Origin of the sequence: Mesorhizobium mediterraneum, assembly GCF_002284565.1 — a bacterium.
In the GTDB taxonomy this organism is placed as follows: Bacteria; Pseudomonadota; Alphaproteobacteria; order Rhizobiales; family Rhizobiaceae; genus Mesorhizobium; species Mesorhizobium mediterraneum.
In genome coordinates this window covers 16,012-40,900 of record NZ_NPKI01000044.1, presented here as the reverse complement: position 1 = coordinate 40,900, position 24,889 = coordinate 16,012, and the positions used below count along the sequence as shown (strand labels likewise).

Sequence of the window (24,889 nt, the reverse complement as noted above, 5' to 3'; positions counted from 1 at the left end):
TGTCGCAGGCCGGTCCGTGTCAGGACGCGGTCAGGTGAATGCAGGCCGCGAAGTGATTGGGGCCGACAGGACGCATTGGGGGCTCATTGGCGGAACATTCGGCGGTGGCTGACGGACACCGGGTACGAAAGACACAGCCGGTCGGCGGATCAACTGGGCTCGGCAGATCGCCAAGCAATCGAATGCGTTGCCGGGGCTGTCCCTCACCAACAAACGGGGCGGCCGACAAGAGCGCCTGCGTGTATGGATGTGCCGCTCTTTCATACAGGGCGGCTGCCGGCGCGCTTTCTACGATCTTTCCGAGATACATCACCAGCACGCGGTCGGCGATGAAGCGGACCACAGACAGGTCGTGCGAAATGAAGAGCATACCGACGTTGAGCCGATCCCGAATGTCCAGCAGCAGATTGAGGATCTGTGCCTGGACCGATAGATCCAAGGCGGAGACGGGCTCATCGGCGACGAGGAACTGCGGGCCTGCGGCTAGAGCGCGCGCGATGCCGACACGTTGCCGCTGGCCTCCGCTAAGTGTGTGAGGGTACCGATCGGCGAACTCGCTTCCCAGTCCGACCTGCTGCAAGAGCTCGAAAATTCGGTCGCGCCGGACCGCCCCAACCGCCAAACCATGGATCGTAAGGGCCTCGCCGACGAGATCGCCGATGGTCATGCGCTCATTTAGGCTGTCATACGGGTCTTGGAAAATAATCTGCATGCGCCTGCGAAACCGGCGAAGCTCACGCGCTGAAAGACCCATCAGGTCAACGCCGTCAAATTTGATGCTGCCGGCAGAGGATTCAACCAGCCTCAACAAACAGCGGCCGGTGGTCGTTTTGCCCGAACCTGATTCACCCACCAGCCCGACGATTTCGCCTGGAAAGACCTGAAGCGACACGCCGGCCACTGCCTTCAGTGTTGCCGTCGGGCGCCCCAACAGTCCGTGGCGGACGGGGAAGCTCTTTTGAAGATTCGCTACTTCGAGCAGAGGCGGCAAAGGGGTTGTCGCTTCAGAGGCTGCCAGTTGATTGGTGCGAAGAACGTTCACGCGCGCACCCGTAGATCCATATCCTGAGCAATATTGTGCCAGTGCAGGCAGCGGACGCGGCGGCCATCGCCGGCCTCTGTCAACGCCGGCAACGTCTGAGCACAATCCGCCTTCGCTTCCTGGCAGCGAGGGTGGAACGCGCAACCAGTGGGCAGCGAGCGAGGATTGGGAACAGCGCCCGGGATTGCCGCAAGCCGATGGCCCTTCGCAAACTGCGGTAAAGAGCGCAGCAGGCCTTGGGTGTACGGCATGCGTGGCCGCGCCAGAAGGCTTTGCGTGTCGGCCTCCTCCACGACACGGCCAGCGTAGAGGACAATGGCGCGGTGAGCGATTTCTGCCACAACGCCGAGATCGTGCGTGATGAACAGAACGGCCATGCCGGTGCGATGTTGAATGTCGGCAATCAGATCTAGAATTTGCGCCTGCACCGTGACGTCGAGCGCGGTCGTTGGCTCATCGCCAATCAAGAGCTTCGGTTGGCACGCCAAGGCGGCTGCAATCACCACCCGTTGGCGCATACCGCCCGAGAGTTCATGCGGATATTCTCCAAGACGGCGGCCCGGGTCGGGCATACCGACCATTTCCAGCATTTCGGCCGCCCGCTTCATCGCAGCGCGGCGGTCCAGCCGTTCGTGCTGTCGAATGACCTCGGCGATCTGTTCCCCGATTGTGTAGACCGGGTTGAGAGCGCTCAATGACTCCTGGAAGATCATGGCAATGTCCCTGCCACGCAACCGTCGCATACGTTTTTCGCTCGCTGTGACCAGGTCTTCGCCGCCGAACAAGACGCGCCCGCCCGAAATCCGGCCGCGGCCGGGCGGCAACAGGCGCAGCATCGACAAACCGATCGTTGATTTGCCTGAACCGGACTCACCAAGCAGGCCGAGTGTCTCGCCCGGTCGGATTTCGAACGAGACCCCGTTTACAGCGTGCACCGGTCCATGGGAGGTAAGGAACTGCGTGTGCAGTTCCTCCACCCGTAGAATGGCATCACGCCTGTCGTTCATTGCCCTGCCCCGACCGCGAAATTGCCCGGCCGGAAATCCATTACGTAGTTGGTGTAGGGCTGCCACTTTATGTCATGGCGCACCCCATAAAAGTCCGGCACGCGATAAAGGACGGTTCCAGGTGCTTGGTCCTCAAAATTGTCCAGCACCTTCTGGTAGAGAGAAAACCGCTCCTTTTTGTCGAGCGTCGTGGCCGCCTTACGGCCAAGCTCCTGAAACGCCTCATTGCCGTCCCAAAGCGCCGTGGTTGTCCAGCTCCACATAATCGTGACATTTGGATCGGGCAGATCAGCCCAGTCGGACAGGTTGCGAACCTCGATGCCGGGATCGTCGTTGGAGATTTCGTAGAAGTTCTCGTTGACTTGTACCTTTGCATTCACACCGATCTTCTGCCACATCGAGACAATCGCTTCGGCCGCGGCTAGGCCGTTGGTGTAATAGACGGGGCTTGTGATGAAATCGATCTCTTCGCCTTTGTAACCGGATTGCGCAATAAGCTCTCGGGCACGCTCCGGATCGTATGCGAACTTGGGGCGTTCGGCGTTGTACAGGTCGCCCCATTCGGCATACTGATGGCTATGCAGCACCTCAGCCTTGCCATTCCAAAGTGCCTTTGAAAGCAGTTCACGATCGATCGCCAGGTTGAGACCCTGACGGAACCGCTTATCGGCCATCACCGGATTGGATGTCCGGTAGTTGAGCACCTGGCTGTTCGCCATTACGCTGCGAACGTCGCAGCAGCCCAGGGTCTCAATCGCCGGAATCTGATCCGGGGTTACATTGTTGATTATGCCGACTTCGCCGTTAGCCAGCGCCGTGATACGCGCTGACAAATCGGGTATCTCGCGGAATACCAGCTTGTCCGCTGGCGGCTTGCCTTGCCAGTATTGGGGAAAGGCTTCCAGAATGACGCGGTCGTCGTCGATGGACTGAACAAACCGGTAGGGACCGGCGCCTATCGGCTTCTGTCCGAAGGCATCAAAGCCGACCTTCTCGAAGTAGTCCTTCGGGACGATGCTGCTTGCGGGAAACGTCAGCATCATTTCGATTGTCGGATCGGGTTTCTTTGTGACGATGCGAACCGTCAAGTCGTCGGGTGTTTCTACGCGGGCGATGTTCTCATACTGGAACTGGGATCGGCCGTACTGAGACTTCGGATCCAGGATGCGATCGAAAGTAAACTTTACGTCCTTGCTGGTCAGCGGGTCGCCATTGTGGAACGTGGAGCCTGCTCTGAGCTTCACTTCCAGCGTATGATCATCAACACGGCGCCAGCTCTCCGCCAAGGCCGGCACCAGCTCTCCACCGGTACCTTTACCATCAGCTTGGAAATCGCGGCGAATGAGAGTGTCGAATATAGCATTGCTGAGCGGTATGCCGGTGTTGCCGGTTTCAATTGCCGGGTCAAACAGCGGCCTCACCTCCTGCATGCCGACTATGAGATCTTCAGCGACTGCAAATTGGACGCTGGCAAGGCACATGCCGGCAGCTAGCATTGCAAAGCGGATTGGTCGTAACATCATCGTTTCCTTGGGTTGGGGTTGATAGTTTCGGGAGTGCCCCGATCGCTCTTGTTCAGGAACTGAGCCTTCGGTCGAACAGGTCGCGCAACCAGTCACCAAGCAGCGAGACGGCCATCGTTATCATCACGATGAAAGCGGTCGGGATCGCTGCCAGACACCAGTTGGAAATCAGATAATTTCGGGCTTCTCCGAGCATGGCGCCGAGCGAAGTGTTCGGCGGCTGAATGCCGACGCCGAGAAAGGACAGCGCCGATTCCAGAATGACCACGGAGCTGAAATTAATCGTTGCGAGCACCGTGAGCGGCGAAACCAAGCCGGGTAGCACGTGCCGAAACGCCACTCTCAGCGGCGACGCTCCGAGTGCGCGGGCGGACTCGACAAAGGTTCGGCTTTTAATGACCAAGACTTGGGATCTTACGACCCGGGCATATTTGTCGTATTCGGAGATGCCCACAATAAGGATAAGCACCAGCGGACTTGATCCGGTCAACGCTACTGCTGCCAGCGCAAGAAGCGTGAGCGGCACAGACGCCTGGGCGTCGACCAGGAGCATGAACATGTTGTCGATGCGGCGGCCGGCCAAGCCACTGGCCAGACCAGCCAGACCCCCGGTCACCACTCCGACGATAACGCCTAGGGAGGCAATGATCAGCGTCGTACGCAGCGCAAAGAGCAGTCTCGACAATACGTCGCGGCCGAGATGGTCCGTGCCCAAAGGATGCGACCATGCGCCGCCTAGAAACACCGGGGGCTGGAGTCGCACCAAGAGGTCTTGGTCTCCGGATCCGTAAGGGGCCAATAGCGGCGCAAGAACGGCGACGAGACAGAGCATTACAATCGTGACCGCCGCCATCCGGATGAGCGCGGGCATCCGCCGGAAGTGATTCCATTGCAAGAGCGATTGCATGCGCTTGGAGAGAGCTATCAAGCGACTGCCTTCAGGGACGAGTTGGCCGTGCACGCTCATGACGCCCTCGCCTGGATTCTTGGATCAAGGAGGCCGCACCCGACATCGACAAAAACGTTGGCGATAATCACCGTCGCCGCGACGGCCAAGACCCCGAACTGCAACATGGGAAAGTCGCGCTGCATCACGGCCGCGACCAGCAGCCGGCCGGCCCCTGGCCACGCAAACACCACCTCCACCACGACCGCACCCCCAATGAGCGTGCCGACTTGCAGACCGATGACTGTCAACACCGGCAGCAATGCATTGCGCAGAGCGTGCTTGATGATCACCTTGGAAGGCGGCAGCCCCTTGGCGCGAACGAAGCGGATGTAGTCTTGACCGAGGACATCGAGAAGACTGCTACGCGTTAGCCGCGAGATGCTGGCAATACTCGCAATCCCCAACGTCAGAACTGGCAGGATGTAGTGCGGCCAGCTGCCGGTGCCCCCGCTCGGCAGCAACCGCAGCGTCAGGCTAAAGAGCAGGATGAACACAATTCCCAACACAAAATTGGGCACCGCTTGGCCTACGAAGGTCAGTGCCATCAGCCCTCGATCCACAGGACTGTTGGGCTTGACCGCAGCGATTGTGCCAATGGGAAGCCCGATGAGAATGGCCAGCAGCAGTGAAGGCAATGCGAGATTGAGTGTGGCCGGCAACCGCTCGAGATACATCTCGGTGACCATGCGGCCACTGAAGAAGCTATGACCGAAGTCCCCATCCGCAAGACCGGATAGATAATCGACATATTGCGTCACAAGTGGCCGGTCGAGCCCAAGTTGATGCCGCAGCACTTCGCGCTTCACCTCGGGGGTGTTGGGCGGCAAGATATGGTAGGTGGGATCGCCACTCATTCGGGTGGCGGTAAATACGACCGTCACGACGATCCAAAGCGTCAATGCGGCACGAATGCTGCGTTGGAGCACGAAGGTCATGTTTGCTTCCACTGTCCAAGGGGCTCTACGCCGCCTGGCGTGCCGCACGCCCGCGCAGATGGGCCCAGACGGTAAGGCAGGCGCTCCGTCGTCCATGCTTGCAACGTCATTCAAAACATCTCTCGTTGACCGCCCCTGCACGATAGTGTGGTTTTGTTACCGTTTTTTGACAAATACGAGTGGCGATTCGGATATCGCCGCAAATTCGTGGATCATACCGGGCACATTCGGTCATGCGCGTGACAAGGTCGATTGATATGTTTACTGATGCTTCTCGCGAACGGAGAGAATAGGCATGACCAATTTTGAACCGCAGAATCCTATTGCGAATGAGACGCCAGCACCGGGATCCGGTGAGCCGGCAGGCACAATCCTTGCGGCAAGTCGGCAGCGGCAGATTCTCGACCTTCTTGCAGCACGTCAGGAGATACAGGTAGGCACCCTGTCGAGCGAACTGCAGGTTTCGGTCGAAACGATCCGCCGCGACCTCAGGGGGCTTGAAGAAACGGGCAAGCTCAAACGGGTACACGGCGGTGCCGTACTCCTCCGGCCGAACGAGGAGCTGCCCTATTCGACTCGGATGGAGTCACTCCGGGAGGAAAAGGAACGGATCGCCCGATCCTGTCTCGACTATCTCGATCTCCGTGAAGACCAGCTTGTATTCGTTGGAGGAGGCTCCACAACTTTGCCTTTGGCGCGAATGCTGGCGCGGGGCCCACGAATGCGTTTTGTCACCAACACGATTGATGTCGCCTATACACTCGCGGCAACAGGAGAGCATGACGTGGTTTTGACAGGGGGCCGGCTGCTCGGCGAATACGAACTGCTAGCGGGATATGACACGTTGAACGCTGTCACGAGACGTCTGTTTGATTTGGTGGTGACGGGCACGAATGCCATTGATGCGAAGCTCGGGTTCCTGGAATATGAGGAACCGGAGGCTCACCTGCACAAGGCTCTTGCGCAGCACTCACGCCGATATGTAGTTGTTGCCGACCACACAAAGTTCGGCAGATCGGCCAGCTACGCTGCTCTCCCGCTCGGTGCAGTTGAGATGGTTGTCACCGATGCGGCTCCGGCCCCAGAGTACCAGCGCACGTTCGAAAAAGCCGGCGTCCGCGCTGTGTGGCCCCTCGATCACAATAGAAGAAAGTATTGAGTGATCGCGCCACCCGCACAGTCTCATCCAAAAGCAACCCGTTGGTCGTCGGCTACCCCCGACCGCCTTACAGGCATGACCGCATGACCAACCGGTCATACCAACGCGCGTGATTTCCGTCTCGATACTTTCACTGGCTGCGACGTATCATGATGGCTCCGCGCCGAGGAACTCACTTCACTGCGACCGTGCAGACGTCCGCTGCTGGGTGGTGCGCTTCAACGAGCGGGTCGGACGATCTCCTCAATGGGAATGCACCCGCAGCCGGTCCAGGCTGAAAATTAGCTAGCCCAACGACAACCCATACTGTAATCGCCCCTCGGGATGGGCCTTTTCTGGCAAGGAAGCGTCGCCTGACTTTCGGCTATAGGATCGCCTGCCGAAGGTGCATTTTGCGCCCCCACAGCGATGGGTATGCACACATGCACGAAATTTGCCGCGGCGTCTTCCTCTCGGTAAAGGCGAGAACTTCAACTTTGCGGCCTGCTGGACGGCCAACGCGTGATTACAGGGGCCTTCCCTGATATCTGCGAAGCTCCGAAATCTTGCGATTTGGTACTAATTCATTCTTGGGAAAAATGTCGGCACTACTCCGATTTCGCGAAGGCCACCCATGACGGAGACCACTTTCCGATCTGTATCTGGAAGATCCGGCGGTAGCAGGATTCCAATCATCCGTCCGCTATGTGCCACCTGAAGGCCGACCGCAGAGCGGCTCAGCAATAACACATCCTCGAAGCGCGGCTGTGGCAGATGGGCCTGGTTCATTTTAGCGCTTTGGCTGGCCACCTGGCCGATCAGTTCAAGGCGCGCCTCAGCGATCGCCTTGGCCAAAAGCAAGCGAAGATACCCGAAGTGCTCGATCTCTGACGGGGAGTAGCGAGCCGGTTTGATTCGGGTGGTAAAAACCGGAGCGTTCGGGTCGCTGTTGAAGCTTATAAGTCCTAATTCAGGCAGTTTTCTAGGAAACATCTCAAGGACATGGCCCTCTCGATGAGCGACAAGCGGAGTACGGGGACTGAACATCGTACCATCACTTGCATTTTCTGCCTCGACTGCGATGCGGAAATACTGCGAAGCGTTCAACCTGAGGCCAAACAACTTAGCGACGGCGCGGAGCGCAGCAAGCACGTCAGCTGTCGACGCGCCCATCCCGAACCCATCCACTATGTTGCTTTTAAGCCGGACAGTACAGGGTCGGATCCTTTCGGGATTTAATACCGACAGCCGCCGTATCGCCGCGAGAACCTTTAGTTTTCCTGGCGGATCGACCGAGAAATGTGGCGCGGCCGTCTCGGCAGCCCAAGCAACGGCTTGGAGGTGCGGATGAGGCATCGTAACGAGTCCGCGATGGAGCCGACCAAATTGATCCTTGAAGGCCCCTTGTAGCACTTCGCCATGATGGCCCGGCGCAAAACCAAGTGCGACATGTTGTTGATGCGTCGTGGCTCTTGTGCGTCCGCGGCAGTTACTGGAGGATGCAACTTGGGGCAACTGATTTGGCCGATCTTTCGTTGAGAGAATATGTGTATCCTCTGGCATTTGGCGAACCACCTCAAAAGCACATACCGCGTTGCAGGCGACGATGAGATCGCCGTGCTGATTGACTGGCAGCAAGATGCTAAACAAATGCCTTGCTGCGAAAGCGAGTTCGCACTCTTTTTTGCGATTTAGCGAGGGCGCAAATTAGCAGTTGTAAAGCTACGTATAACGTTCTTCAGGCAGGCGGCCTCATGTTAGCTCCCATAACAAAAAGCACATTGCCGCGATATAGAGCAATACAGCCGGTACTATCTTCGGGCTCTCTCGCGGGAAATAAAATGGAGAAACATTCGCCACGGCGAAAAGGACATATAGCGCGGCCACCTTTGACCAAATCGCCTGCATTTGCAGCCAGCTTGCGAGCGCGACAACCGCAGCCATGGCAAGTACATTATGAGCAATAGGCAACCCCAAAACTTTCCCGTCGGGTGTGGCGCCATATACGTTGAAAAAGCTCAGGCGGAGGATCCCCGTGCAAGCAATGAACATCGCTGCGACATAGTTCAGGACCGAGTCGGGCGAAACACAAACGACGACAACCATGGGGTAAATCGCGCTGCTGACGAGATCTGCAAACGAGTCCAGATTCGCGCCGATTTCATTCATATGGGGCGCCCGGGAGCGCATCCATGTGGCAACCCAACCATCGACCCAATCTGATGCGACTGCAAATAGCGCGAAGATCAGCGACAGCTCATACTTTCCTTTGATCGTACTTATTATTGCGATGACGGACATGCAAAGCCCAAACAGGGTAATAATATTCGGGAGATCCATCAAAGCAGCCACCATGCTGCGTGGTCGTTCTTCTAAGGATGTAATTCTCACGTTCCGGCTCCTTTTTTCTTCCTGCCACTGTCAGAGTCCTCGGGACCGGTTGCCTGGTGGGTTGCCGCGAAGGTGGAAAAGTAGACCTGAGCCCGTCCGTAGTCCTGCAAGTCATCAATTTCGATCCAGCGCGATCCATGGCAAGCGACAGCATGGACGTCATCCGCAGTTTTGGCGATGAGATCCCTCAAAGCTTCTTCGTAAAACATGGATAAGTCTCCCCGATCGATCGCTTCGCTCATCGACGAGAGGAGATGCCCTTGAAGAAAATCGCTCGAGAACCTCTGGATGCTCAAGGTCTTCTGAAACGGTGGTTTCGGAGCTGCCGCGCATTCATCCCCGCGGATCAGTTTGATTTGGGTGATCCGCTGACTGGCGTCGCTGATCACAACCGTTCCAGTCATGCCCGGAATATACCTGTCCACTGCGACGATGTTCGGGTGCGGGCTGTTCAAGCACTTAAAGATGACATCTTTGTCGAAGAAAACGTCTCCATCCAGGATAAACGACGGCCGGTCAAGCAGTGCGCGAGCGTTCCAAAGTGAGACTAAATTGTTTGTAGACTCGAAAAGCGGCGCGTCGACGTAACGTATGTGCAAGGAGTAGAACGTCTTTCCGATCTGCTGTTTTATCATCTCGCCAAGATGGCCGATCACAATGGTGACGTCGGTGACGCCGGCGTCAGCCAGGCACCGGAGGGTATTGACCAGTATAGGTATTCCATTCACCGGGAGGAGTGCTTTTGGAATGGAACGAGTAAGTTCGCCAAGCCGTCTTCCGAGACCAGCTGCCAGCACCACCGCCGAGCGTGTCATGGGTCGGCTAGGACGTTGTATTGTCATTAATACACCTCAATACACCTCGAGCCCCGCTCGACGCGTATCGCTAGGATCCGACTTGAATGCGGCGTAAGCAACTATCTGATCTGGTAGTAGATGGAGCGTGGAGCCCCGCGTAGTCTTGGGGTGTTTATCGTTGAGGGAGATGGGAATGGTCCAGAGCTTGGCGATCGTTGTTACCGACCCGCGGCAGATGATTTCAACCTGGAATGATCGCTTCTCAGTAGCCCTGGGCTTCGTCAGTGGCACGTCTGTTCTGAGACGCCTACTATCTCAATTGGCGCTCGCTGGCGTGCAGAAGACGATTGTCCTGGCCCTGAAAAGTATGGGCGACGTGGGCAGCGACTTTGGCGGCGACCTGAATGGGATGGAACTCTGCTTCCGCGTTTTGCCTACGCCAAACGCCGGGCGCCTCGTTGACGCAGCAACGGCAGAGGAAATTGCCGACGCTGATGGCGACGTTTTGGTGTTCACTGAGAATCTGGTCATCGACTTCTCATTAATCGAGCGCCTGTTGCGATCGTCAGACCACAATGCTGTCGTCGTCGACAAATCACACGCCAAGCGATCGCTACGCATTCTAGCGGACAAGGAAATGCGCGTAAAAGCAACCCTCCCCAAATGCTCGGTAACCCAGAAAAACGCTTCCGAAGATTTGGCCCCCGTAGGCCTTTATAAGTTCGAGCCTGCGCTTCTTCGCTCGATTGCTCGAAACCGGCAGCATCGCTTGAACGACGATCTCGAATTCTTTGAAGTCGCATTAGGGATTCACGCGCGTCAGATCCACGTCATGCATGCCGAACCACAGCGCGTGATGACGGTGAACGATGCCGTTGACCTTGAGGCGGCCAATTTCGCGTTCAGCTCCGATACCGATCAGTTCGCGACCGTTGAACGCCTACATGGGGGTTATTGGCGATATCCGGTGCGCGAGCACATCTTGCTCTGCAACTGCCATTTTCCTCCCGCCGCACTGTTTGATCGGCTTAGTGAACGCTTGCCGGAACTCCTTCATCTTTATCCTTCGGGTCACCGAGAAATTGCCTCCCGTGTAGCGGCGATGGCTGACCTTCCAGCTGAGTATCTTGCCATCGGCAACGGCACGAGCGAGCTGATCAAGGCCCTGTACGGCCACCTCAAGCCTAGAGTCGTTATCCCAACGCCAACATTCGTTGAATATCAAAATGCGTTGGCACCGAATAAAGTCATTTCCTTCAAGCTTCCGGCCGACAATTTTGACCTCGACGTGGATGAGTTCGGACGCTTTGCTAAGGCGAGGGAAGCGTCAGTTGCGGTTGTCGTCAACCCAAACAATCCGACAGGGCGTCTCGTGTCGGTAGAGGACCTCAGGAGGTTGGCGTCGTCCCTTGCCACGGCAAAATGCCGGCTTGTGATCGACGAGTCCTTCATCGAGTTTTCAGACGCCGGCAAGGAAAATTCGCTCGAGGGCTTCCTGAGCGAATATCCCAACACCATCATTCTAAAAAGCCTCGGCAAGATTTTTGGATTGGGTGGCGCCCGGCTCGGCTATCTCGCGTCCGCAGACAACCAGCTCGTCCATGAAGTTCGACGGCACCTTCCGCTTTGGAATATAAACGGCATTGCTGAATATCTCCTTTGGCTTCTGCCGGAATTTCGCGACGAGTGGAAGGCGAGCCTTCGACACACCCGAGCAGGCATTGCGTCCTTCTCTCGTATGTTAAGCGCTATTCCAGGTTTTAAGGTGCTCCCGTCCCAGGCAAACTATCTCTTTTGCCGAATCCCGGACGCGTGGACTGGCGCGAAACACGCTGCTGAAGTGCTTGCGACCCAACACGGGGTGTTGGTCAGGCATTGCGGATATCAATCCATGAGAGATGGCGATCGATATTTGCGCCTGACGGCACGCACGGATGAGGACAACAGCTATCTTGTGTCGGCTCTCCGTCAGATCAACGACGAATTTGGTTCTCGGCAGGCAGCATCATCTTGATGCTTGTGCCATTTTCTTTTTTTGGAACGAGGAAGCTCGGTGCCGATCGAGTATTTCGTGAAAGTGAAAGGAAGGTACAGATGTCATATTCTGTGACGGCTACGCGTTGCCGCAGAGGAGTTTAGCCTGTGCGTCGCCCGCAACACAATACTAATACGGCTGCGATAGACCATCTCACGCGCGCGCCGACAGAGTTGAGTGCGACTCGGCACCGCCGTATCGTAGAGTTGTTGGCGGAGACGGCGGAACTGCACGTCGATGATCTATCTAGAATCTTCGCAGTGTCTCCAGAGACAATTCGACGTGACCTGAGGCTACTTGAACAGAAAGGGGCGTTGCGTCGGGTTCATGGAGGCGCAGTGCTCTGCCAGGAGATTTTGGTACAATCTTACCAGCAGCGGATGGCGCTATTAACGCCAGTTAAAGAGGTCATCCCCGAGCAAATCTTGCAGCTCAGCGTCCATGCAGAAGGACAGACGATATTTATCGGCGGCGGTTCTACGATGCTTGCATTGGCAAAGCGGATGTCAGACCGGGATTCCGCAATATTTGTCACAAACGGAACCAATGTTGCAGTGACCTTAAAGCGTTCCGGAGTTCACAGTGTTGTTCTGACTGGAGGGCAAGTTCATGGTGGACACGAACTCCTAACCGGCAACCATGTCTTGGAGACGGTAAGGAGGTTCAACTTTGACGTGGCTTATATCGACGCAGACGCTTTAGATGCTGACTTGGGCCTGTTAGACCGTCTCGAATCGGAATCTCTTTTACATCGTTTAATCGCGAGGCACTCCCGAAGATATGTGGTTGCAATTGACCATGCGAAATTCGAAGCCTCCGCTCCTTTCGCAAGCGTTCCTCTCCCGGAAATTGATGTGCTTGTTACAGACCGTGAGCCTTCGGAAGTCGTGAAGAATGGCCTTCAACTCGCCGGCGTTCGGCTTGTACATCCCGATAGCCTGAACGGCCCGCCTTGTCGGGCGAAATGAGAAACTGGGGTGGGTTGAGGATACATGTAAGGACTGGTCATAAGGGAATTTCGAACGGGAGATCGCGTGGAACTAACGGGTTGGGCATGTCATTCATGTCGAGACCGTATTTTCCGAAGCGACGAATATGTTTTCTGATGTAGGGACTGCTAGGAGCCTGTCTACGTATTGGGGCTGAGGGGCAGAAGGCGATGCGATGCGGGTAGACAGGCCGATTGCGGCGTGATTCTTTGAGTGATGAGCAAGACGTTTCGCCCTTGGCTGATCGATCAGCCGCGGCGCTGTCACATTGTTTGAAGCGTGGACGCGCGGAAGCCCACAGCTGTTTTCAGGCAATCTGCAACGCCGCGGCCTTCCATTCTGCCATGGCATTGAGGCGGTGAGTTCGGATCTGCGTGGCGGACCTGTTTGAGCGGGAGGGGACGAAGAGATTGCGTATGGCGGAGAAGGGGAGCATAAGGATTTGTGGGGCGGTCAAGCGGCGCGGACCATTTCGCCGTTCTCGTGATTGTCGTTCGCCATGCCGCGATACCATTGCCGGAAGGTCGAGCGCAGGGAGCCGTCGAGGGTCTGCGTGCGGGTTTGCAGCAAAAGATGTGCGCCGATCCTGCTCCACTGCATCTGCTGTTTCTTGGCGAACCGCTTGGAGATGACGGCGTTAACGGTGGCCTCGACGAAGGCCGAGGAGATGCGTTCTCCGGACCGGTAGCGTTCGCCGTAATTGATCAGGCTGGCACTGTTGGAGGCGATGTAGGTCTGGAACTCCCCGATAGCGGTCAGGAACTTGCGCATGTTCGGATAGCCTGTTTCGAAACCTTCCGCGTGGAATCGCAGGCCGGCGATTTCGTCACGGGCACGATAGACGTTACCATGCCAGAGATGCCATTTGATCCTGCGCAGGGTTTCAAGCAGGTCCTGTCCGGCCTGTTCGTCGTGGTTTTCGAGCCCTTGAGCGAACTGGCGAAGGACCGTGATGCGCATGGTGATATGGAACCAGTCGAGGACATGCTCGCTCGCCGGGGCGATCATCTCGGCGAGCGAGCGGACTTCTTCCCCACCGTCGGTGATGAAGGTGATATCCTGATTGGCTTGGACGCCCTGCTTCTTGAGATGGTCGAGAATGCGCCGTTGCGGCCTGCGATCATAGCCGTGGACGAAACCTATGTAGCGCGGAGCGCCGACTTCAGGCAGCGAGCGGCCGACGATCAGCTCGAAATTCTTCTTCCGGTCGTCACGGTCGCGGATGTAGCCGCCATCCAGGCCGATGACGATGCGGCCATCGGGAACAGGCAGGTTCATCCAGTCGCGCGGGCAGGCATCCTGCATGAAGGATACCCGCTCTTCCGTCAACTCCCGCTCGATGCGGCGAGCGGTGCGCAGCGCATGCTGCCGGACTGTTGTGGCGTTGGCGCCGCAATCGATCGGCAGCACGTCGGCCAGCAACTCGGCCGCGGCGGCATAGGGCACGAGCGAGGCCCACCGGGTTTCCAGATAGAGGCGTTCGGGCGCGATGTGGTCTGGGATCAGTGTCCGCAACGGCGAGACCGTTGCAGGGCTGCTCGCGCCGTCCGTTCGCGGCAGGAAATAGCGCGGGCTTTTCAGGCGCACGTCGCCGAATAGCGTATGAAAGGTGACGGGATAGCTTCCCTTGCTGCGCAGGCGACGCCCATCAAGCTCGCGGTTTTCGCTCAGCCAAAGTTCCACCTGCGTCTCCACCATCGCCTGCTGCAATTTCGCAAGAAGGCTTTTCGCCTCCGACAACGACAGACCGAGATCCTCGGCCCCTTTCGTCACCTTCACCAGATCGGCGACCGTCTCGGTCGCGATTCTTTCGCCATCGTCATCTATCATCTGCAATACTAGCCGCGCCCGCATGTCGTCTTCCCGCATCGAGTTTTCCAGAATGACCGGAGTGGAAAAACTGATTGCGCCCGTGACGCCCGTTTCTCCTCTGCGGCCTGCCGGAAACGCTGATAAAGACCATCAGTTAGCAATCCGAAAATCGTCCGGTAACCCGACATGACCTCGATAAAGCGGGCCGCAAACGCCATCGCAACAATCCTGATCCAGGAAGGGATCGACTACCTGCAAAGCACGGCGGTCATCAAACGCGCCTGCACAGGCCTGGCCGGTGATCGCCGCCGGAACGGCGGAGGGTCGAGGAGGAACTTGACCGTCATCAACCATGCTTATGACGCCGGCGGAACGACAGGTCTGTTGCTCCAGACCCTGCTCGAAACCGGGGTGCATACCGATCCGCCGGGAACTGGCGCAGACGCTCCGGCTTCATATCGGCGTCCGCCATGCCCTACACCTACAGCCGCCAGCGCATCGGCCAGATCGTTCCCCAGATTTCAGGGAAGGCCCGGATCACCAAGCGGGTCTATCCGCACCTTCTGCACTACACCATGGCGACGAAACTGAGGTGGCTCGTCATGGACATCACCGATGTGCAGCGTTTCCTTGGCCACGAGAATATCGAGACGACGCGACATTGCGCCGGAACTACGGCCGCGACCTGCGCCGGAAATTCGATCAGATCACGGACCAAGGCTGCGCAGGCCTTGTTCGGGCGTCCGGCACACTCGCGGTGATGATGCCACCTTCTGGGGGCCAACCTGCTTTCGATAGATCAGGTCGCCAGGTCCGTCACATCTGCTGGTGCATGAGGATCAGATGTTCGCTCTGCCGCAGGCGATCATTCACTTTCCGCTCCTCGAACGACTGGCCCAGCAGAGTAGCTCGGCCTTTGATCCGAAAGAGCAATTCCTGCAATTCCCCAGCGCGGTCCGGATCATCGAGGACCGCAAGGGACCGGGTGTCGCCGATTTCCGTGATGAATTCCAATGCTGTGGCGAGATCCTCATGGAGGTCAGGCCCGAGCGCCTCGTCCCTCTGCCACATCCAGGCTCCCGGTCCACCACAATCCTCAGGCGGACAGTTGCTTTCGCCGCCCGTACACGCCGGATAGTGAGCGCCGTGTTTGACAGGCCGGCGCTCCTCTAGCCGGACCTCGTGCTCCCAGGGGGTGTTGAGGTCGTACTCATACAGGAACCGGCTGCCCTTACGCAGTTGCAGATTGCCAAGTGTGACAACCGGAGAGCGGGCACCCGCCTCCCACGAGCCGTACCGCACCGTGTGAATGACGAACTGGTAAAGGTGTATGCCTTCCCATCCCATCGCGACCTGAAGGACGCCATGAAACTCGCGTAGCGTCATCGTCGAGGGAACCTGAACCCTACGCCACACCATCGGGCTCACGTCGTGCAGCCAGATGCGGAATTGCAGGATGGAAATCTCATCCTCCGAGGCTGCCGCCTCTCCGGCAGTTTTCGTCGCTGCCCGTTTTGCCCTTTTCAAATCCGCCGGCCCCGTCGAAATTCAATGGTGACGACATACTCCGGTCCAGCCCGCCCCACAAATCCTCATGCTCCCGAAATTCCACTTAACCCCCTGTTCAAATTTCCCGAACCAGCTCTCTCTTTGCCGCCTACAACGCAGCAGCCCTTCCAACTAAGCTCATGGTCCCAAAATCGGGGTCCATTTCACGTGCGTGTGCCGGGACCGACNTTTCCCGAACCAGCTCTCTCTTTGCCGCCTACAACGCAGCAGCCCTTCCAACTAAGCTCATGGTCCCAAAATCGGGGTCCATTTCACGTGCGTGTGCCGGGACCGACCTGTTCGAAGTCAGGAGTATCGGCTTCGCCGTTTACGCCGCGAGTGCACGAATGCACAAAGAAAGAAAGAAAGAAAGAAAGAAAGGCGACATCGCTATAGATCCTGCCCCCCACCGAGCCGAGCCGAGCCGCCCCTGTTCTGCTCGCCATTGGGTGCTGTCGCTGTCTACAATTGCGGTCCAATAAGGAAGAGCCGCCCCTGTTCTGCATATCCTGCCCAATGCGGGGCCCACAGCCCAATGCGGGGGCCAACAGCATCTCCCCACCGAATAACTTTCCACTCTCTTTAAATGGCGCCTTTTCGCGTAGTCAACGTGTTGCATATAAATCAATTATAGCCAATCACTCAATATCACAGATTCCACGGGCGATGGAGTCATCTACTCTGGCTCTTCCAGAATACGTAGAGGACTTTTCTGGCTGTTGCAACGAATGTGACGTGTTGTTGACTTGCCCCTATACAGAACGCTAAAGTCACGCCCCGTGAACTCTCGTGAGGGTTAACGGATGCACAGAACCAGTGCCCTCTATATAAACCAGTGACACCTATAATTGCCATACAGTGAATTAGACACACAACTTTACCATGGCAGACAACTATCCAACCTACGAGCGCCCCAGATTTGACAGCATCTGCCTAACGGGGATGCCCAAACACGACCTCTGCGACGGCCTTAATGAGGCAGTCAAAAAATATCGTGCTTACCTCAAGCGGGTCATGAAGGCTCAGGTCAATTGGGTGGCTGAGGCGCGGGCTTATGAACAAGCTAAGGGACTTCCTCCAAAAAATTTTACTGCATTGGAAACGGGGCCCTGCATGACAGAAACTCCACTCTTTGGCTATTGTGAACCTATCGAACTTGAACGCGTCCCTGTTTGTGCTCCAAACCCCCCCCTCTTGTATGTCTTTTTGCCCACAGATGTGGTAGAATCCTGTGTTGAACACAGGAACTTAGAAGCAGTCCCAACTAAATATTTTCCTGGGGTGGTGCTGGCGATGGACCTCTGGCCATACAATGAGGTCATCACTTCTAAATCTATAGCTAGTAAGTACCACGACCGATGGTGCAGTACAGTCGAGCGTGAACATATCAAGTCTTTCCTCGCCATCTTTCCCACTAGCCAGTTCACTTCCGAAGGAAACGGTGTATGGACCCGCTGTATAACAAGGGGGCACTTCGACATCGTCGCCCACGGACAGATGATTTGGCCCTCCTCTACGCCCGCCACTGACTGGCCGAGCGCATCTGGTTGGGATTAGTGGCGCAACCCTCGCCACTATACGCTAATGTTATTCCTGGATCATCGTAGAAATACCATTTCCTCCTTAATTGTCTTTGATTTCGTTGTATTTGTTGTATTGTTATTTTCGTTTCCATTTCTTCGTTCTGCTTTGCAATCGAGGAAATGCATGTTGTTGTGCTGCACTTTATTCAAATAAAAGGCCAGGATTATTACTAATTATGATGTTCTTTACGCTCAATTAACCAATTTGATGTATAAATGGATCGCAGCGTTATGCGCTATAAAGCCTATGACTATAACTCGTTGATCGCAATGATCGCCATTGATATGCCATATCTAGAGCAATCAAATGCGCCAGGATATTGGCAATTGGATAATCTGACTCTACACTCTAACAAATTTTCGGAAAGTCGTTTCTTATTCTTAGCACCGAGATCATTAAAAACTATCATTCAATCCTAGATGTAAATGTCCCAAAATTTTAATTTTGGAACATTTACATCAGGATATATCCTGCCGCCGCCGCCTCGATGAGGTCCGCGATTCGGGTGGAGCCTGTCAGAAATTTCTGCGGTTAACGGTCCACGGCGTGTCGGGTTGTCGGGTGGAGCAGCAGCAACCGGCTCTTCTTGAACGTGAGCGCAACGAATAGCCCCAGGGCTTTCGTGATTGACTAATTTGGTTTCTGGCTCTCGGTCAGAACTTCTGCTTTGCCCGCCGGACCGCTTCATATGACACGTCGATACAGGCTCTGTCGCAAACTTGGAAATGGGATAGTGAACGGCCATTTCGGCCTGTCCGTCAGGCGGCGAGGATGTCGAACTGCTCGGCGATCGATGGACTGGGATTGTAGGCATACCGCGCCTGTCGCTTGCGCATCATATGGATCATCTCGATGCCGGAGAGGATAACCACGGTGCTCGCCTGCGACTTGAAGCCGAGCATGGATCGAATGCGGCGCTTGATACGCCTGTGATCCTGTTCGATCCGATTATTGAGATACCGGCTTTTGGTATCCATCCGGTCTGGGTGCGGCGGTGCTGTCTGTGTTAAGCTGCAGCGATGGAGATCGATACCGACAAGATCGATGATGCGGTCCTGGCACTGCTTTGGCTGACCCTGCACAATGAACGGTGCGCCTGGAAGTGCTTTGACTGGGACGTGACGGATCGACTTCACCGGAAGGGATTGATTGCCGACCCGGTTAACAAGGCAAAATCCTTGGTATTGACGGACGAGGGTCTTCGGCGCTCGAAGGAACTGTTTCGCGCGCTGTTTACGCGGCCGACGCCATGAGCGCCCGAGCGGGCCGCCAGTTCCATGGCAGCAGGCCCTCGAGCCGTGTGATCGGCGTGTCGGCGATGCGGGAGAGGACGTCGGCAAGCCAAGCCTGCGGATCGACGTCGTTGAGCTTGGCGGTGTTGATCAGCGTCGCCATGAAGGCAGCCCGATCGGCACCGCGATCGGAGCCCGCGAACAACCAAGCTTTTCTGCCGAGAGCAAAACCACGCAGCGCGCGTTCGGCCGCGTTGTTGGTCAGGCAAATCCGGCCATCGCCGAGGAAGGTCGTGAACCCTTCCCAGCGCTTCAGTATATAGTCGATTGGCTCGGCGACCGGAGAGCTGCGCGACAGTCTTGCCCGCTCTGCCCGCATCCAGGCCTCAAGTTCGGTGGCGAGAAGACGGCTTTCCTGCCGGCGTTCCAGACGTTCGCCTGCGGAAAGCCCGTTGATCTCGCGCTCGATATCGAACAAGGCGTCGATGCGTTTGACCGCCTCAAGCGCGATCGGCGAGATCGGCGCGGCGTTCTTTCCACGCTTGGCATTCGTGGCGATGTCGGCAAGCACGAAGAACTTGCGGCGCGCATGCGCCCAGCACAGCGCCTGGGTCAGCGGGCCGGGGTCACGGTCCATCTTGAACAGCGGATTGTAACCGCCATAGGCATCGGCCTGCAGAATGCCGGTGAAGCTCCGCAAATGACGCTCGGGATGTTCCTGCCGCCGATCGCGCGAGGCATAGTAGAGTGCTCCCGGCGGCGATGTTCCGCCGAACGACCGGTCATCCCTGACATAGGTCCAGATGCGCCCAGTATCGGTCTTGCCCTTCGCCAGAATCGGCACGGTCGTGTCATCGCCATGCAGACGCTCGGCGGCAAGCACATGCGCCTCGATCAGCGCGTGCACCGGCTTGAGCGCCGCGGCACAAGCGCCAACCTGGTCGGCCAGTGTGGAAAGGCTGAGGTCGATGCCTTCGCGGGCATAGCGCTCGCTCTGCCGGTTCAGCGGCTGGTGCTGGGCGAACTTCTCGAACAGGATCATCGCCAAAAGGTTCGGCCCGGCAAAGCCGCGCGGCGTCACATGGAAGGGCGCCGGCGGCTGCGAGATCTTCTCGCATTCGCGGCAAGAGAACTTCTCGCGCACGGTCTGGATCACCTTCCACTGGCGCGGGATCACCTCCAGCGTCTCGGTAACGTCCTCGCCAAGCTTGGCCAGCCTGCCCGAACCGCAACACGGGCAGTTCGCCGGCGCGGCTATCACCACGCGCTCACGCGGCAGATGTTCGGGGAAAGGCTTGCGCGACGGTCGCTTGCGCTCGAACGCCCTGACCGTCGAGGAGCGTGCCGTCAGTTCCGCCTCCAATTCGTCCTGGCTAGCGTCGACTTCCAACTCCTCAAGCTGCAATTCCATCTGTTCGAGAAGCCGCGCCTTGCGCTCCGAGCGGCTGCCATGGATCTCGCGCTTCAGCTTCTCGATCTCCAGCCTGAGCCGCGCGATCAGCGCATCCGAATGCGAGTTCACGGCCTGCGCGCGGGCAGCGAGTGCTTGCGCCTCACGGCGGGCGGCGCGCTCCGCGAGGATCATCGCGTGCGCACTGGCAAGGTCACCGGGAAGCTGATCGGCCGCGTCGGTCATGGCGCGATGGAATCATATTCGCTCCTCCATGCCAACGATTTTGCTCATCCCGCCGAGCTCGGACGCCAGGTTTTTTGCGGCATGCGCCAGTCGATGCCTTCGAGCAGATAGCCAAGCTGCGCCGGCGTGATCACCACCGTGCCGTCGGCCGCCGATGGCCAAATAAAACGCCCGCGCTCCAGCTTCTTGTACCTCACTTGGGAATGCAGACTCTACGAACGCAGATACGCAATTAGTGCGGATCACGCATCCGTTTCATCCTCTGTTCTCGCGGCTGCTGCCATGTGTCGGCAGACGATACAATCGGCATGGCGAACGCCTTTTGCTGCAGGCCGACGATAGCGCCGTATGGTCGGTTCCTCCGCAATGGACTGATCTTGCGAGCCCGGATCCAGAAGTTGTCATGGGGAATGGGAGGGCGCTCTTGCGTACTGTCGACTTGCTGGAACTGGCCAGTCTGGTCGGGCGCCTTTCTGGTAAGTCGGCTTCGCGATCACTCGACAAGCTGTAAGGATAATTATGCCGCTTCTGTAAGGCAGATTATGCCGCTGGAGGATTTACATGATGGGCATATCCCGACATTCCGGCTACACTCTCAGTGTTGATCACGCAAGCCGCCTTGACAACGATGTTAATGGCGGCATAAATATATTTACGATTATGCTTCTTTCCGCACTCGGAGCCGGCGATGTCTGCGATGTCCGACAGCAAGCGCTCGAAGACGGATGCCCTCATCGAAGAAGGCACCTTCAATCCAAGCCCCGAGAAGGTGGGCGATCCGAAGTTCCGGGGCAGCGAGTTCTTCGATCCGCACGACGCCGTGCAGGTCAGATACGAGATGCTGCGGCGCGTCTCCATCGACAACGTGTCGGTGACGGTGGCGTCCGACGAGTATGGCGTTTCCAGGCCGACCTACTATCAGGCAAGGGCGAGCTTCGACGCAGCCGGGATTGCGGGACTAGTACCAAAGAAGCCGGGCCCCCGCGGTCCCCACAAGATCGACGACGAAGTCCTGGCGTTTCTTCAGGCGCAGTTGGCCCCGGGCGAACCCGTTCGTGCTCGGGAACTGGCGAAGCTGGTCCGCTGCGAACTCGATGTCGAGCTTCATCCCAGGACGATCGAGCGGGTATTAAAAAAAACCGGCAGGTGAACATTGCCGCGACATCGGCGCGTTCGTCGATCCTGTCGTCGGCCATTGCGGCCCAGTATGAGGTGCTGCGCGGGGCAGCCCTCGGCGAAGCTCTGCCGCTCAAGGCCCGTAGCGGCCTCATGCTCTTTCTGCGCCGGGGCATGTGGGGGTGGGCACAGACGCTGGCCGCAGCAGCAAATCCCCCGCAAGAACAAAGTCATCCACCGTCGACCGCCTGGCCGACGCACGGCGGGCACGCAGCCGTCGTTCACGTCCTTGCGATAATAGCCATGAGCATCCACGACCGGAGATCACCATGAATGCGCACCTTAAAGTCCAGTCTCATCACGTCGAACGCAGCGCCTACCTGTACATCCGCCAATCCTCGATGCGGCAAGTCATCGAGAACACCGAGAGCGCCAGGCGGCAATATGCGCTTCGTGGACGTGCGGTCGCCCTCGGCTGGCGGGATGAGCAGATTATCGTCGTCGACAATGATCAGGGCGAATCCGGTGCTTCGGCGGCCTGGCGCGAGGGGTTTCAGCGCCTGGTCAGCGACGTCGGCATGGGGCGCGCCGGGATCGTGATGGGGCTCGAAGTCTCCCGGCTGGCGCGCAACAATGCAGACTGGCAGCGTCTGCTGGAGATTTGCGCTCTTGCCGACACCCTCATCCTCGATGAGGATGGCGTCTACGAACACACATCTTAATGCCCCAATTAGATTTGGGGATGATCAACGGATAACAGTTGCCGATCCGACGCACCCACTTTATGGGCGCGATTTCATTTTGGCGGGCAGACCGAGCGGCGCCGACCCCTATCGTCAGCTTCTTGTCGTTTACCGCGATGATGTTTTCCTGAAGATTCCGATCTCGGCCACCAATCTGTATCCATCGGCACCAGATCTGCCGTTAGCCAAGCTTTCAACTACGAGCGTTCGCGATTTTATTCGCCTTGTCTGCTCTGCAAAGGCGCAGGCGCCGCAAAGTTCCTTCGATATACCTGAGCATGATAGCCTGACGTCAGAAACCGAATCACCCCTATCGGACCCGCATGGTTCTCTGGAGGGCGAGCCATGATGTCGGATCTGATAACGACCCAGCATTTGTGCCGAAAAGCCGTGATTTACATCCGGCAATCGACACCACATCAGATGGTCAACAACCAGGAAAGCCTGCGGCTGCAATATGCATTGCATCAGCGTGCGGGAGATCTCGGCTGGGACGAAAACAATATCGAAGTGATCGACGCGGACCTTGGCCAGAGTGGAGCTGCGGCGGCTCACCGGGCCGGCTTCAAAGATCTCCTTGGACGCGTCACATTGGGTGAAGTTGGCATCGTTCTCTCGTATGAAGTGACACGGCTTGCCCGCAATTGTTCCGATTGGTACCCGCTCCTCGATTTATGCGGCTATCGGCAATGCCTCATCGGCGACCGCGACGGAATTTACGATCCGGGCTCGGCCAACGGGCGCTTGTTGCTTGGCCTGAAGGGTACGATCTCGGAAGTAGAATTGCACACGCTTCGTGGCCGCCTGACAGCCGGTTTGCTCAGCAAGGCTAAGCGGGGCGAGCTGGCATTGCTATTACCAGCCGGGTTGGAGCGGGACGCCAATGGTGTCGTGATGAAGGATTCAAACCAGGAAGTGCAGGACCGGATTGCCCTGATATTCTCTGCATTTTGGGAGTTGGGCACCGTCGGAAAAGTGATCCGTTCCTTGCGGGATCGTGCGCTCACCATACCGCGGCGAAATCGATTTGGCGACGTTATCTGGCGCGTCCCAACTGCCAGCATGCTTGCCGGGATGTTGAAGAACCCGGCCTATGCCGGCGCCTTTGTCTATGGCCGCACCCAGTCCTGTCACACCAGATATGCAAGTGGTAAGATCATCTCGCGACGCCGGCCAATGGCAGAGTGGAAAATCGTAGTGAAAGACCGTTATCCTGCTTATCTCGATTGGGAGCGTTACGAGCGGATCCAGACCATGCTGACTGACAATCATGCTGAATACCGACGAAACCAGACACGCGGTGCGCCGCGTGATGGCGCGGCGGTGTTGCAAGGCATTGTCTGGTGCGGGCGATGCGGCCATAAAATGGGCGTTGAATACAAGAACGGCAACCGTTACGTCTGCAACTTCCTGGCACGCAGCCAGGGCGGAGCCCTATGCCAGCATTTGCCAGCCGATCCCATCGACGCCCGCGTCGTTGAGGCCTTCTTCGCGGCGGCCAGTCCGGCTGAGTTGGCCGAGTTGATGCACGCCAAAGATGCTCGTCAGCAGGCAGACGAGGCTTTTGAGCGCGCTGAAGAGCAGCAGATCAAACGGCTGCGTTATCAAGCGCTGCTCGCAGAACGGCAATACGATCGGGTTGACCCAGACAATCGGCTGATCGCGGCAGAGTTGGAGCGCCGTTGGGAGAGGGCTCTGCGTGAGCTTCGTCAAGCGGAGGATGCACTTGAGCGCCATCGCGCGATGCAAAGTCAATCTGACGATCTGACGCCGACAGAACAGAATGATTTTATCGCTGCCAGTTCGCAACTTCCTGAATTTTGGCAGAGACCTGACATAGAGTGGGGACGCAAGAAAGCCTTAATACGCAGCTTGATCGACAAAGTGATCCTGCAACGGGTGGTCCGAGATCGGATTACGATCCGCATCGTTTGGCGAGGCGGTGAAGTTACCGAACGCGAGGTCGAGCCGAGAGTTCATGCCTTGAGCGCCCTGTCTCGCGGCGCCGAGATGGAGGTCCGGCTGCTCGAACTGGCTCATCAAGGGCTCGACGACACGGCAATAGCTGCCAGACTGACTAAGGAAGGTTTCCGCTCACCGCGCCGCAGCTACGTTCCTGTGCGCACCGTCCAGGTCGTCCGACAAGGCCATCGCGTATTGAGGCAGTCTACACCAGCCCGCTCTCACCACATTCCCGGGTGGCTATCGGTGTCTGAATTAGCGATGGCGGCGGACGTTTCTCGCTCCTGGATACGGCATCGAATCCGCAATGGCGTGATCAGTATCCACCAAAGCGCCACTCACAAACGCGTTCTGTTTCCAGATGCCGCTGCAACAATCGCCGCAATAAAAGAGCTCAAATCCGGCGTGCGGCAACACCTCGACTTTACTCAATCCGCTACCGAATGAGGG

At 57.3% G+C, this 24,889-nt stretch carries 24 protein-coding genes and 2 pseudogenes; 13 read left to right on the top strand and 13 right to left on the bottom strand.

What is annotated here, in order from left to right:
• Window positions 1–19: 19 nt before the first annotated feature.
• The 5 genes from CIT25_RS30330 to CIT25_RS30310 are packed head-to-tail and all read right to left on the bottom strand — an operon-like array spanning window position 20 to window position 5,456.
• Window positions 20–1,042, bottom strand: a complete 1,023-nt coding sequence (locus tag CIT25_RS30330; RefSeq protein WP_095488807.1) for an ABC transporter ATP-binding protein — start codon at window positions 1,040–1,042, stop codon at window positions 20–22.
• Window positions 1,039–2,049 (bottom strand): ABC transporter ATP-binding protein, encoded by a 1,011-nt coding sequence (locus CIT25_RS30325; protein ID WP_095488806.1) that lies wholly within the window; start codon window positions 2,047–2,049, stop codon window positions 1,039–1,041. Before CIT25_RS30325 ends, CIT25_RS30330 begins: the two co-directional genes overlap by 4 nt.
• On the bottom strand, window positions 2,046–3,569 hold the full coding sequence (locus tag CIT25_RS30320) for an ABC transporter substrate-binding protein (protein ID WP_245330068.1): 1,524 nt from the start codon (window positions 3,567–3,569) through the stop codon (window positions 2,046–2,048). The genes CIT25_RS30325 and CIT25_RS30320 overlap by 4 nt, the downstream gene beginning before the upstream one ends.
• A 55-nt stretch (window positions 3,570–3,624) precedes the next feature.
• A complete protein-coding gene (locus CIT25_RS30315; protein ID WP_095488804.1) occupies window positions 3,625–4,539 on the bottom strand; it encodes an ABC transporter permease in 915 nt (304 codons plus the stop codon).
• Window positions 4,536–5,456, bottom strand: a complete 921-nt coding sequence (locus CIT25_RS30310) for an ABC transporter permease (protein ID WP_095488803.1) — start codon at window positions 5,454–5,456, stop codon at window positions 4,536–4,538. The genes CIT25_RS30315 and CIT25_RS30310 overlap by 4 nt, the downstream gene beginning before the upstream one ends.
• Before the next feature lie 295 nt (window positions 5,457–5,751).
• Between CIT25_RS30310 and CIT25_RS30305 the strand changes: the two genes are divergently transcribed.
• Window positions 5,752–6,615, top strand: coding sequence for a DeoR/GlpR family DNA-binding transcription regulator (locus CIT25_RS30305; RefSeq protein ID WP_095488802.1), 864 nt, complete (start codon window positions 5,752–5,754; stop codon window positions 6,613–6,615).
• A 558-nt stretch (window positions 6,616–7,173) separates the two neighbouring features.
• Here CIT25_RS30305 and CIT25_RS30300 read toward each other — a convergent pair.
• The 3 genes from CIT25_RS30300 to CIT25_RS30290 all read right to left on the bottom strand — a co-directional run bounded on the left by CIT25_RS30300 (window position 7,174) and on the right by CIT25_RS30290 (window position 9,800).
• On the bottom strand, window positions 7,174–8,244 hold the full coding sequence (locus CIT25_RS30300; RefSeq protein WP_095488801.1) for a GHMP family kinase ATP-binding protein: 1,071 nt from the start codon (window positions 8,242–8,244) through the stop codon (window positions 7,174–7,176).
• Between the two features lie 102 nt (window positions 8,245–8,346).
• Window positions 8,347–8,985, bottom strand: coding sequence for a CDP-alcohol phosphatidyltransferase family protein (locus CIT25_RS30295; protein ID WP_158302693.1), 639 nt, complete (start codon window positions 8,983–8,985; stop codon window positions 8,347–8,349).
• Window positions 8,982–9,800 (bottom strand): phosphocholine cytidylyltransferase family protein, encoded by an 819-nt coding sequence (locus CIT25_RS30290; protein ID WP_158302692.1) that lies wholly within the window; start codon window positions 9,798–9,800, stop codon window positions 8,982–8,984. Before CIT25_RS30290 ends, CIT25_RS30295 begins: the two co-directional genes overlap by 4 nt.
• Before the next feature lie 175 nt (window positions 9,801–9,975).
• Here CIT25_RS30290 and CIT25_RS30285 point away from each other — a divergent pair, with 175 nt between their 5' ends.
• From CIT25_RS30285 to CIT25_RS30280, 3 genes and pseudogenes are all read left to right on the top strand, one after another.
• Window positions 9,976–11,796, top strand: a complete 1,821-nt coding sequence (locus CIT25_RS30285; RefSeq protein WP_245330067.1) for an aminotransferase class I/II-fold pyridoxal phosphate-dependent enzyme — start codon at window positions 9,976–9,978, stop codon at window positions 11,794–11,796.
• A gap of 128 nt (window positions 11,797–11,924) precedes the next feature.
• Window positions 11,925–12,155 (top strand): annotated as a pseudogene (locus tag CIT25_RS38635) (DeoR family transcriptional regulator); the annotation flags it as partial.
• 18 nt (window positions 12,156–12,173) lie between these two features.
• The gene (locus tag CIT25_RS30280; protein ID WP_245330066.1) at window positions 12,174–12,785 is read left to right on the top strand and encodes a DeoR/GlpR family DNA-binding transcription regulator; all 612 of its coding nucleotides are present in this window, start codon (window positions 12,174–12,176) and stop codon (window positions 12,783–12,785) included.
• A 474-nt stretch (window positions 12,786–13,259) separates the two neighbouring features.
• On the opposite strand, the gene CIT25_RS30270 is transcribed toward CIT25_RS30280, so the two are convergent.
• Complete coding sequence (locus tag CIT25_RS30270; protein WP_095488818.1) at window positions 13,260–14,660, bottom strand: ISKra4 family transposase; 1,401 nt, start codon at window positions 14,658–14,660, stop codon at window positions 13,260–13,262.
• Window positions 14,661–15,073: 413 nt separating this feature from the next.
• Between CIT25_RS30270 and CIT25_RS30265 the strand changes: the two genes are divergently transcribed.
• Entirely contained in the window at window positions 15,074–15,379 is a 306-nt protein-coding gene (locus CIT25_RS30265; RefSeq protein ID WP_280953401.1) for a tyrosine-type recombinase/integrase, read from the top strand.
• A gap of 55 nt (window positions 15,380–15,434) precedes the next feature.
• On the opposite strand, the gene CIT25_RS30260 is transcribed toward CIT25_RS30265, so the two are convergent.
• Window positions 15,435–16,145, bottom strand: a complete 711-nt coding sequence (locus CIT25_RS30260) for a plasmid pRiA4b ORF-3 family protein (protein ID WP_245330065.1) — start codon at window positions 16,143–16,145, stop codon at window positions 15,435–15,437.
• Window positions 16,146–17,048: 903 nt separating this feature from the next.
• On the opposite strand from CIT25_RS30260, the gene CIT25_RS30255 reads away from it, so the two are divergent.
• Window positions 17,049–17,723 carry a RolB family protein gene (locus CIT25_RS30255; RefSeq protein WP_095488796.1) on the top strand — a complete coding sequence of 225 codons (675 nt, stop codon included), beginning with the start codon at window positions 17,049–17,051 and terminating at the stop codon, window positions 17,721–17,723.
• Window positions 17,724–18,508: 785 nt separating this feature from the next.
• On the opposite strand, the gene CIT25_RS30250 is transcribed toward CIT25_RS30255, so the two are convergent.
• Entirely contained in the window at window positions 18,509–18,799 is a 291-nt protein-coding gene (locus tag CIT25_RS30250; protein WP_425351765.1) for a DDE-type integrase/transposase/recombinase, read from the bottom strand.
• Between CIT25_RS30250 and CIT25_RS30245 the strand changes: the two genes are divergently transcribed.
• A complete protein-coding gene (locus CIT25_RS30245; RefSeq protein ID WP_095488795.1) occupies window positions 18,770–19,003 on the top strand; it encodes a DUF6429 family protein in 234 nt (77 codons plus the stop codon). The two genes, CIT25_RS30250 and CIT25_RS30245, sit on opposite strands and share 30 nt — an antisense overlap.
• On the opposite strand, the gene tnpC is transcribed toward CIT25_RS30245, so the two are convergent.
• Window positions 18,984–20,618 carry an IS66 family transposase gene (tnpC, locus tag CIT25_RS30240; protein ID WP_095488794.1) on the bottom strand — a complete coding sequence of 545 codons (1,635 nt, stop codon included), beginning with the start codon at window positions 20,616–20,618 and terminating at the stop codon, window positions 18,984–18,986. The two genes, CIT25_RS30245 and tnpC, sit on opposite strands and share 20 nt — an antisense overlap.
• A 44-nt stretch (window positions 20,619–20,662) precedes the next feature.
• Window positions 20,663–20,815 (bottom strand): IS66 family insertion sequence element accessory protein TnpB, encoded by a 153-nt coding sequence (gene tnpB / locus CIT25_RS30235; RefSeq protein WP_245330064.1) that lies wholly within the window; start codon window positions 20,813–20,815, stop codon window positions 20,663–20,665.
• 38 nt (window positions 20,816–20,853) lie between these two features.
• Between tnpB and CIT25_RS38630 the strand changes: the two genes are divergently transcribed.
• From CIT25_RS38630 to CIT25_RS30215, 6 genes and pseudogenes are all read left to right on the top strand, one after another.
• The gene (locus CIT25_RS38630) at window positions 20,854–21,129 is read left to right on the top strand and encodes a DUF5372 family protein (RefSeq protein ID WP_158302690.1); all 276 of its coding nucleotides are present in this window, start codon (window positions 20,854–20,856) and stop codon (window positions 21,127–21,129) included.
• A gap of 186 nt (window positions 21,130–21,315) precedes the next feature.
• Complete coding sequence (locus CIT25_RS30230; protein ID WP_245330063.1) at window positions 21,316–21,768, top strand: helix-turn-helix domain-containing protein; 453 nt, start codon at window positions 21,316–21,318, stop codon at window positions 21,766–21,768.
• A complete protein-coding gene (locus CIT25_RS37260; protein WP_095488791.1) occupies window positions 21,765–22,067 on the top strand; it encodes a hypothetical protein in 303 nt (100 codons plus the stop codon). The genes CIT25_RS30230 and CIT25_RS37260 overlap by 4 nt, the downstream gene beginning before the upstream one ends.
• A pseudogene (locus CIT25_RS30220) lies at window positions 22,064–22,453 on the top strand (recombinase family protein); the annotation flags it as partial. The gene CIT25_RS37260 and the pseudogene CIT25_RS30220, both read left to right, overlap by 4 nt.
• 82 nt (window positions 22,454–22,535) lie before the next feature.
• Window positions 22,536–22,826 (top strand): hypothetical protein, encoded by a 291-nt coding sequence (locus CIT25_RS36615; RefSeq protein WP_128178335.1) that lies wholly within the window; start codon window positions 22,536–22,538, stop codon window positions 22,824–22,826.
• Window positions 22,823–24,886 carry a recombinase family protein gene (locus tag CIT25_RS30215; protein WP_095488790.1) on the top strand — a complete coding sequence of 688 codons (2,064 nt, stop codon included), beginning with the start codon at window positions 22,823–22,825 and terminating at the stop codon, window positions 24,884–24,886. Before CIT25_RS36615 ends, CIT25_RS30215 begins: the two co-directional genes overlap by 4 nt.
• The last annotated feature ends 3 nt before the right edge of the window (window positions 24,887–24,889 follow it).

Excerpts from the sequence above, each read along its gene's own strand:
- CIT25_RS30325 (WP_095488806.1), bottom strand. The coding sequence starts at position 2,049 with ATGAACGACAGGCGTGATGCCATTCTACGGGTGGAGGAACTGCACACG.
- CIT25_RS30320 (WP_245330068.1), bottom strand. The coding sequence starts at position 3,569 with ATGTTACGACCAATCCGCTTTGCAATGCTAGCTGCCGGCATGTGCCTT.
- CIT25_RS30315 (WP_095488804.1), bottom strand. The coding sequence starts at position 4,539 with ATGAGCGTGCACGGCCAACTCGTCCCTGAAGGCAGTCGCTTGATAGCT.
- CIT25_RS30310 (WP_095488803.1), bottom strand. The coding sequence starts at position 5,456 with ATGACCTTCGTGCTCCAACGCAGCATTCGTGCCGCATTGACGCTTTGG.
- CIT25_RS30305 (WP_095488802.1), top strand. The coding sequence starts at position 5,752 with ATGACCAATTTTGAACCGCAGAATCCTATTGCGAATGAGACGCCAGCA.
- CIT25_RS30290 (WP_158302692.1), bottom strand. The coding sequence starts at position 9,800 with ATGACACGCTCGGCGGTGGTGCTGGCAGCTGGTCTCGGAAGACGGCTT.
- CIT25_RS30285 (WP_245330067.1), top strand. The coding sequence starts at position 9,976 with ATGGTCCAGAGCTTGGCGATCGTTGTTACCGACCCGCGGCAGATGATT.
- CIT25_RS30270 (WP_095488818.1), bottom strand. The coding sequence starts at position 14,660 with ATGCGGGCGCGGCTAGTATTGCAGATGATAGATGACGATGGCGAAAGA.
- CIT25_RS30255 (WP_095488796.1), top strand. The coding sequence starts at position 17,049 with ATGGCAGACAACTATCCAACCTACGAGCGCCCCAGATTTGACAGCATC.
- CIT25_RS30245 (WP_095488795.1), top strand. The coding sequence starts at position 18,770 with ATGGAGATCGATACCGACAAGATCGATGATGCGGTCCTGGCACTGCTT.
- tnpC (WP_095488794.1), bottom strand. The coding sequence starts at position 20,618 with ATGACCGACGCGGCCGATCAGCTTCCCGGTGACCTTGCCAGTGCGCAC.
- CIT25_RS30230 (WP_245330063.1), top strand. The coding sequence starts at position 21,316 with ATGTCCGACAGCAAGCGCTCGAAGACGGATGCCCTCATCGAAGAAGGC.
- CIT25_RS30215 (WP_095488790.1), top strand. The coding sequence starts at position 22,823 with ATGATGTCGGATCTGATAACGACCCAGCATTTGTGCCGAAAAGCCGTG.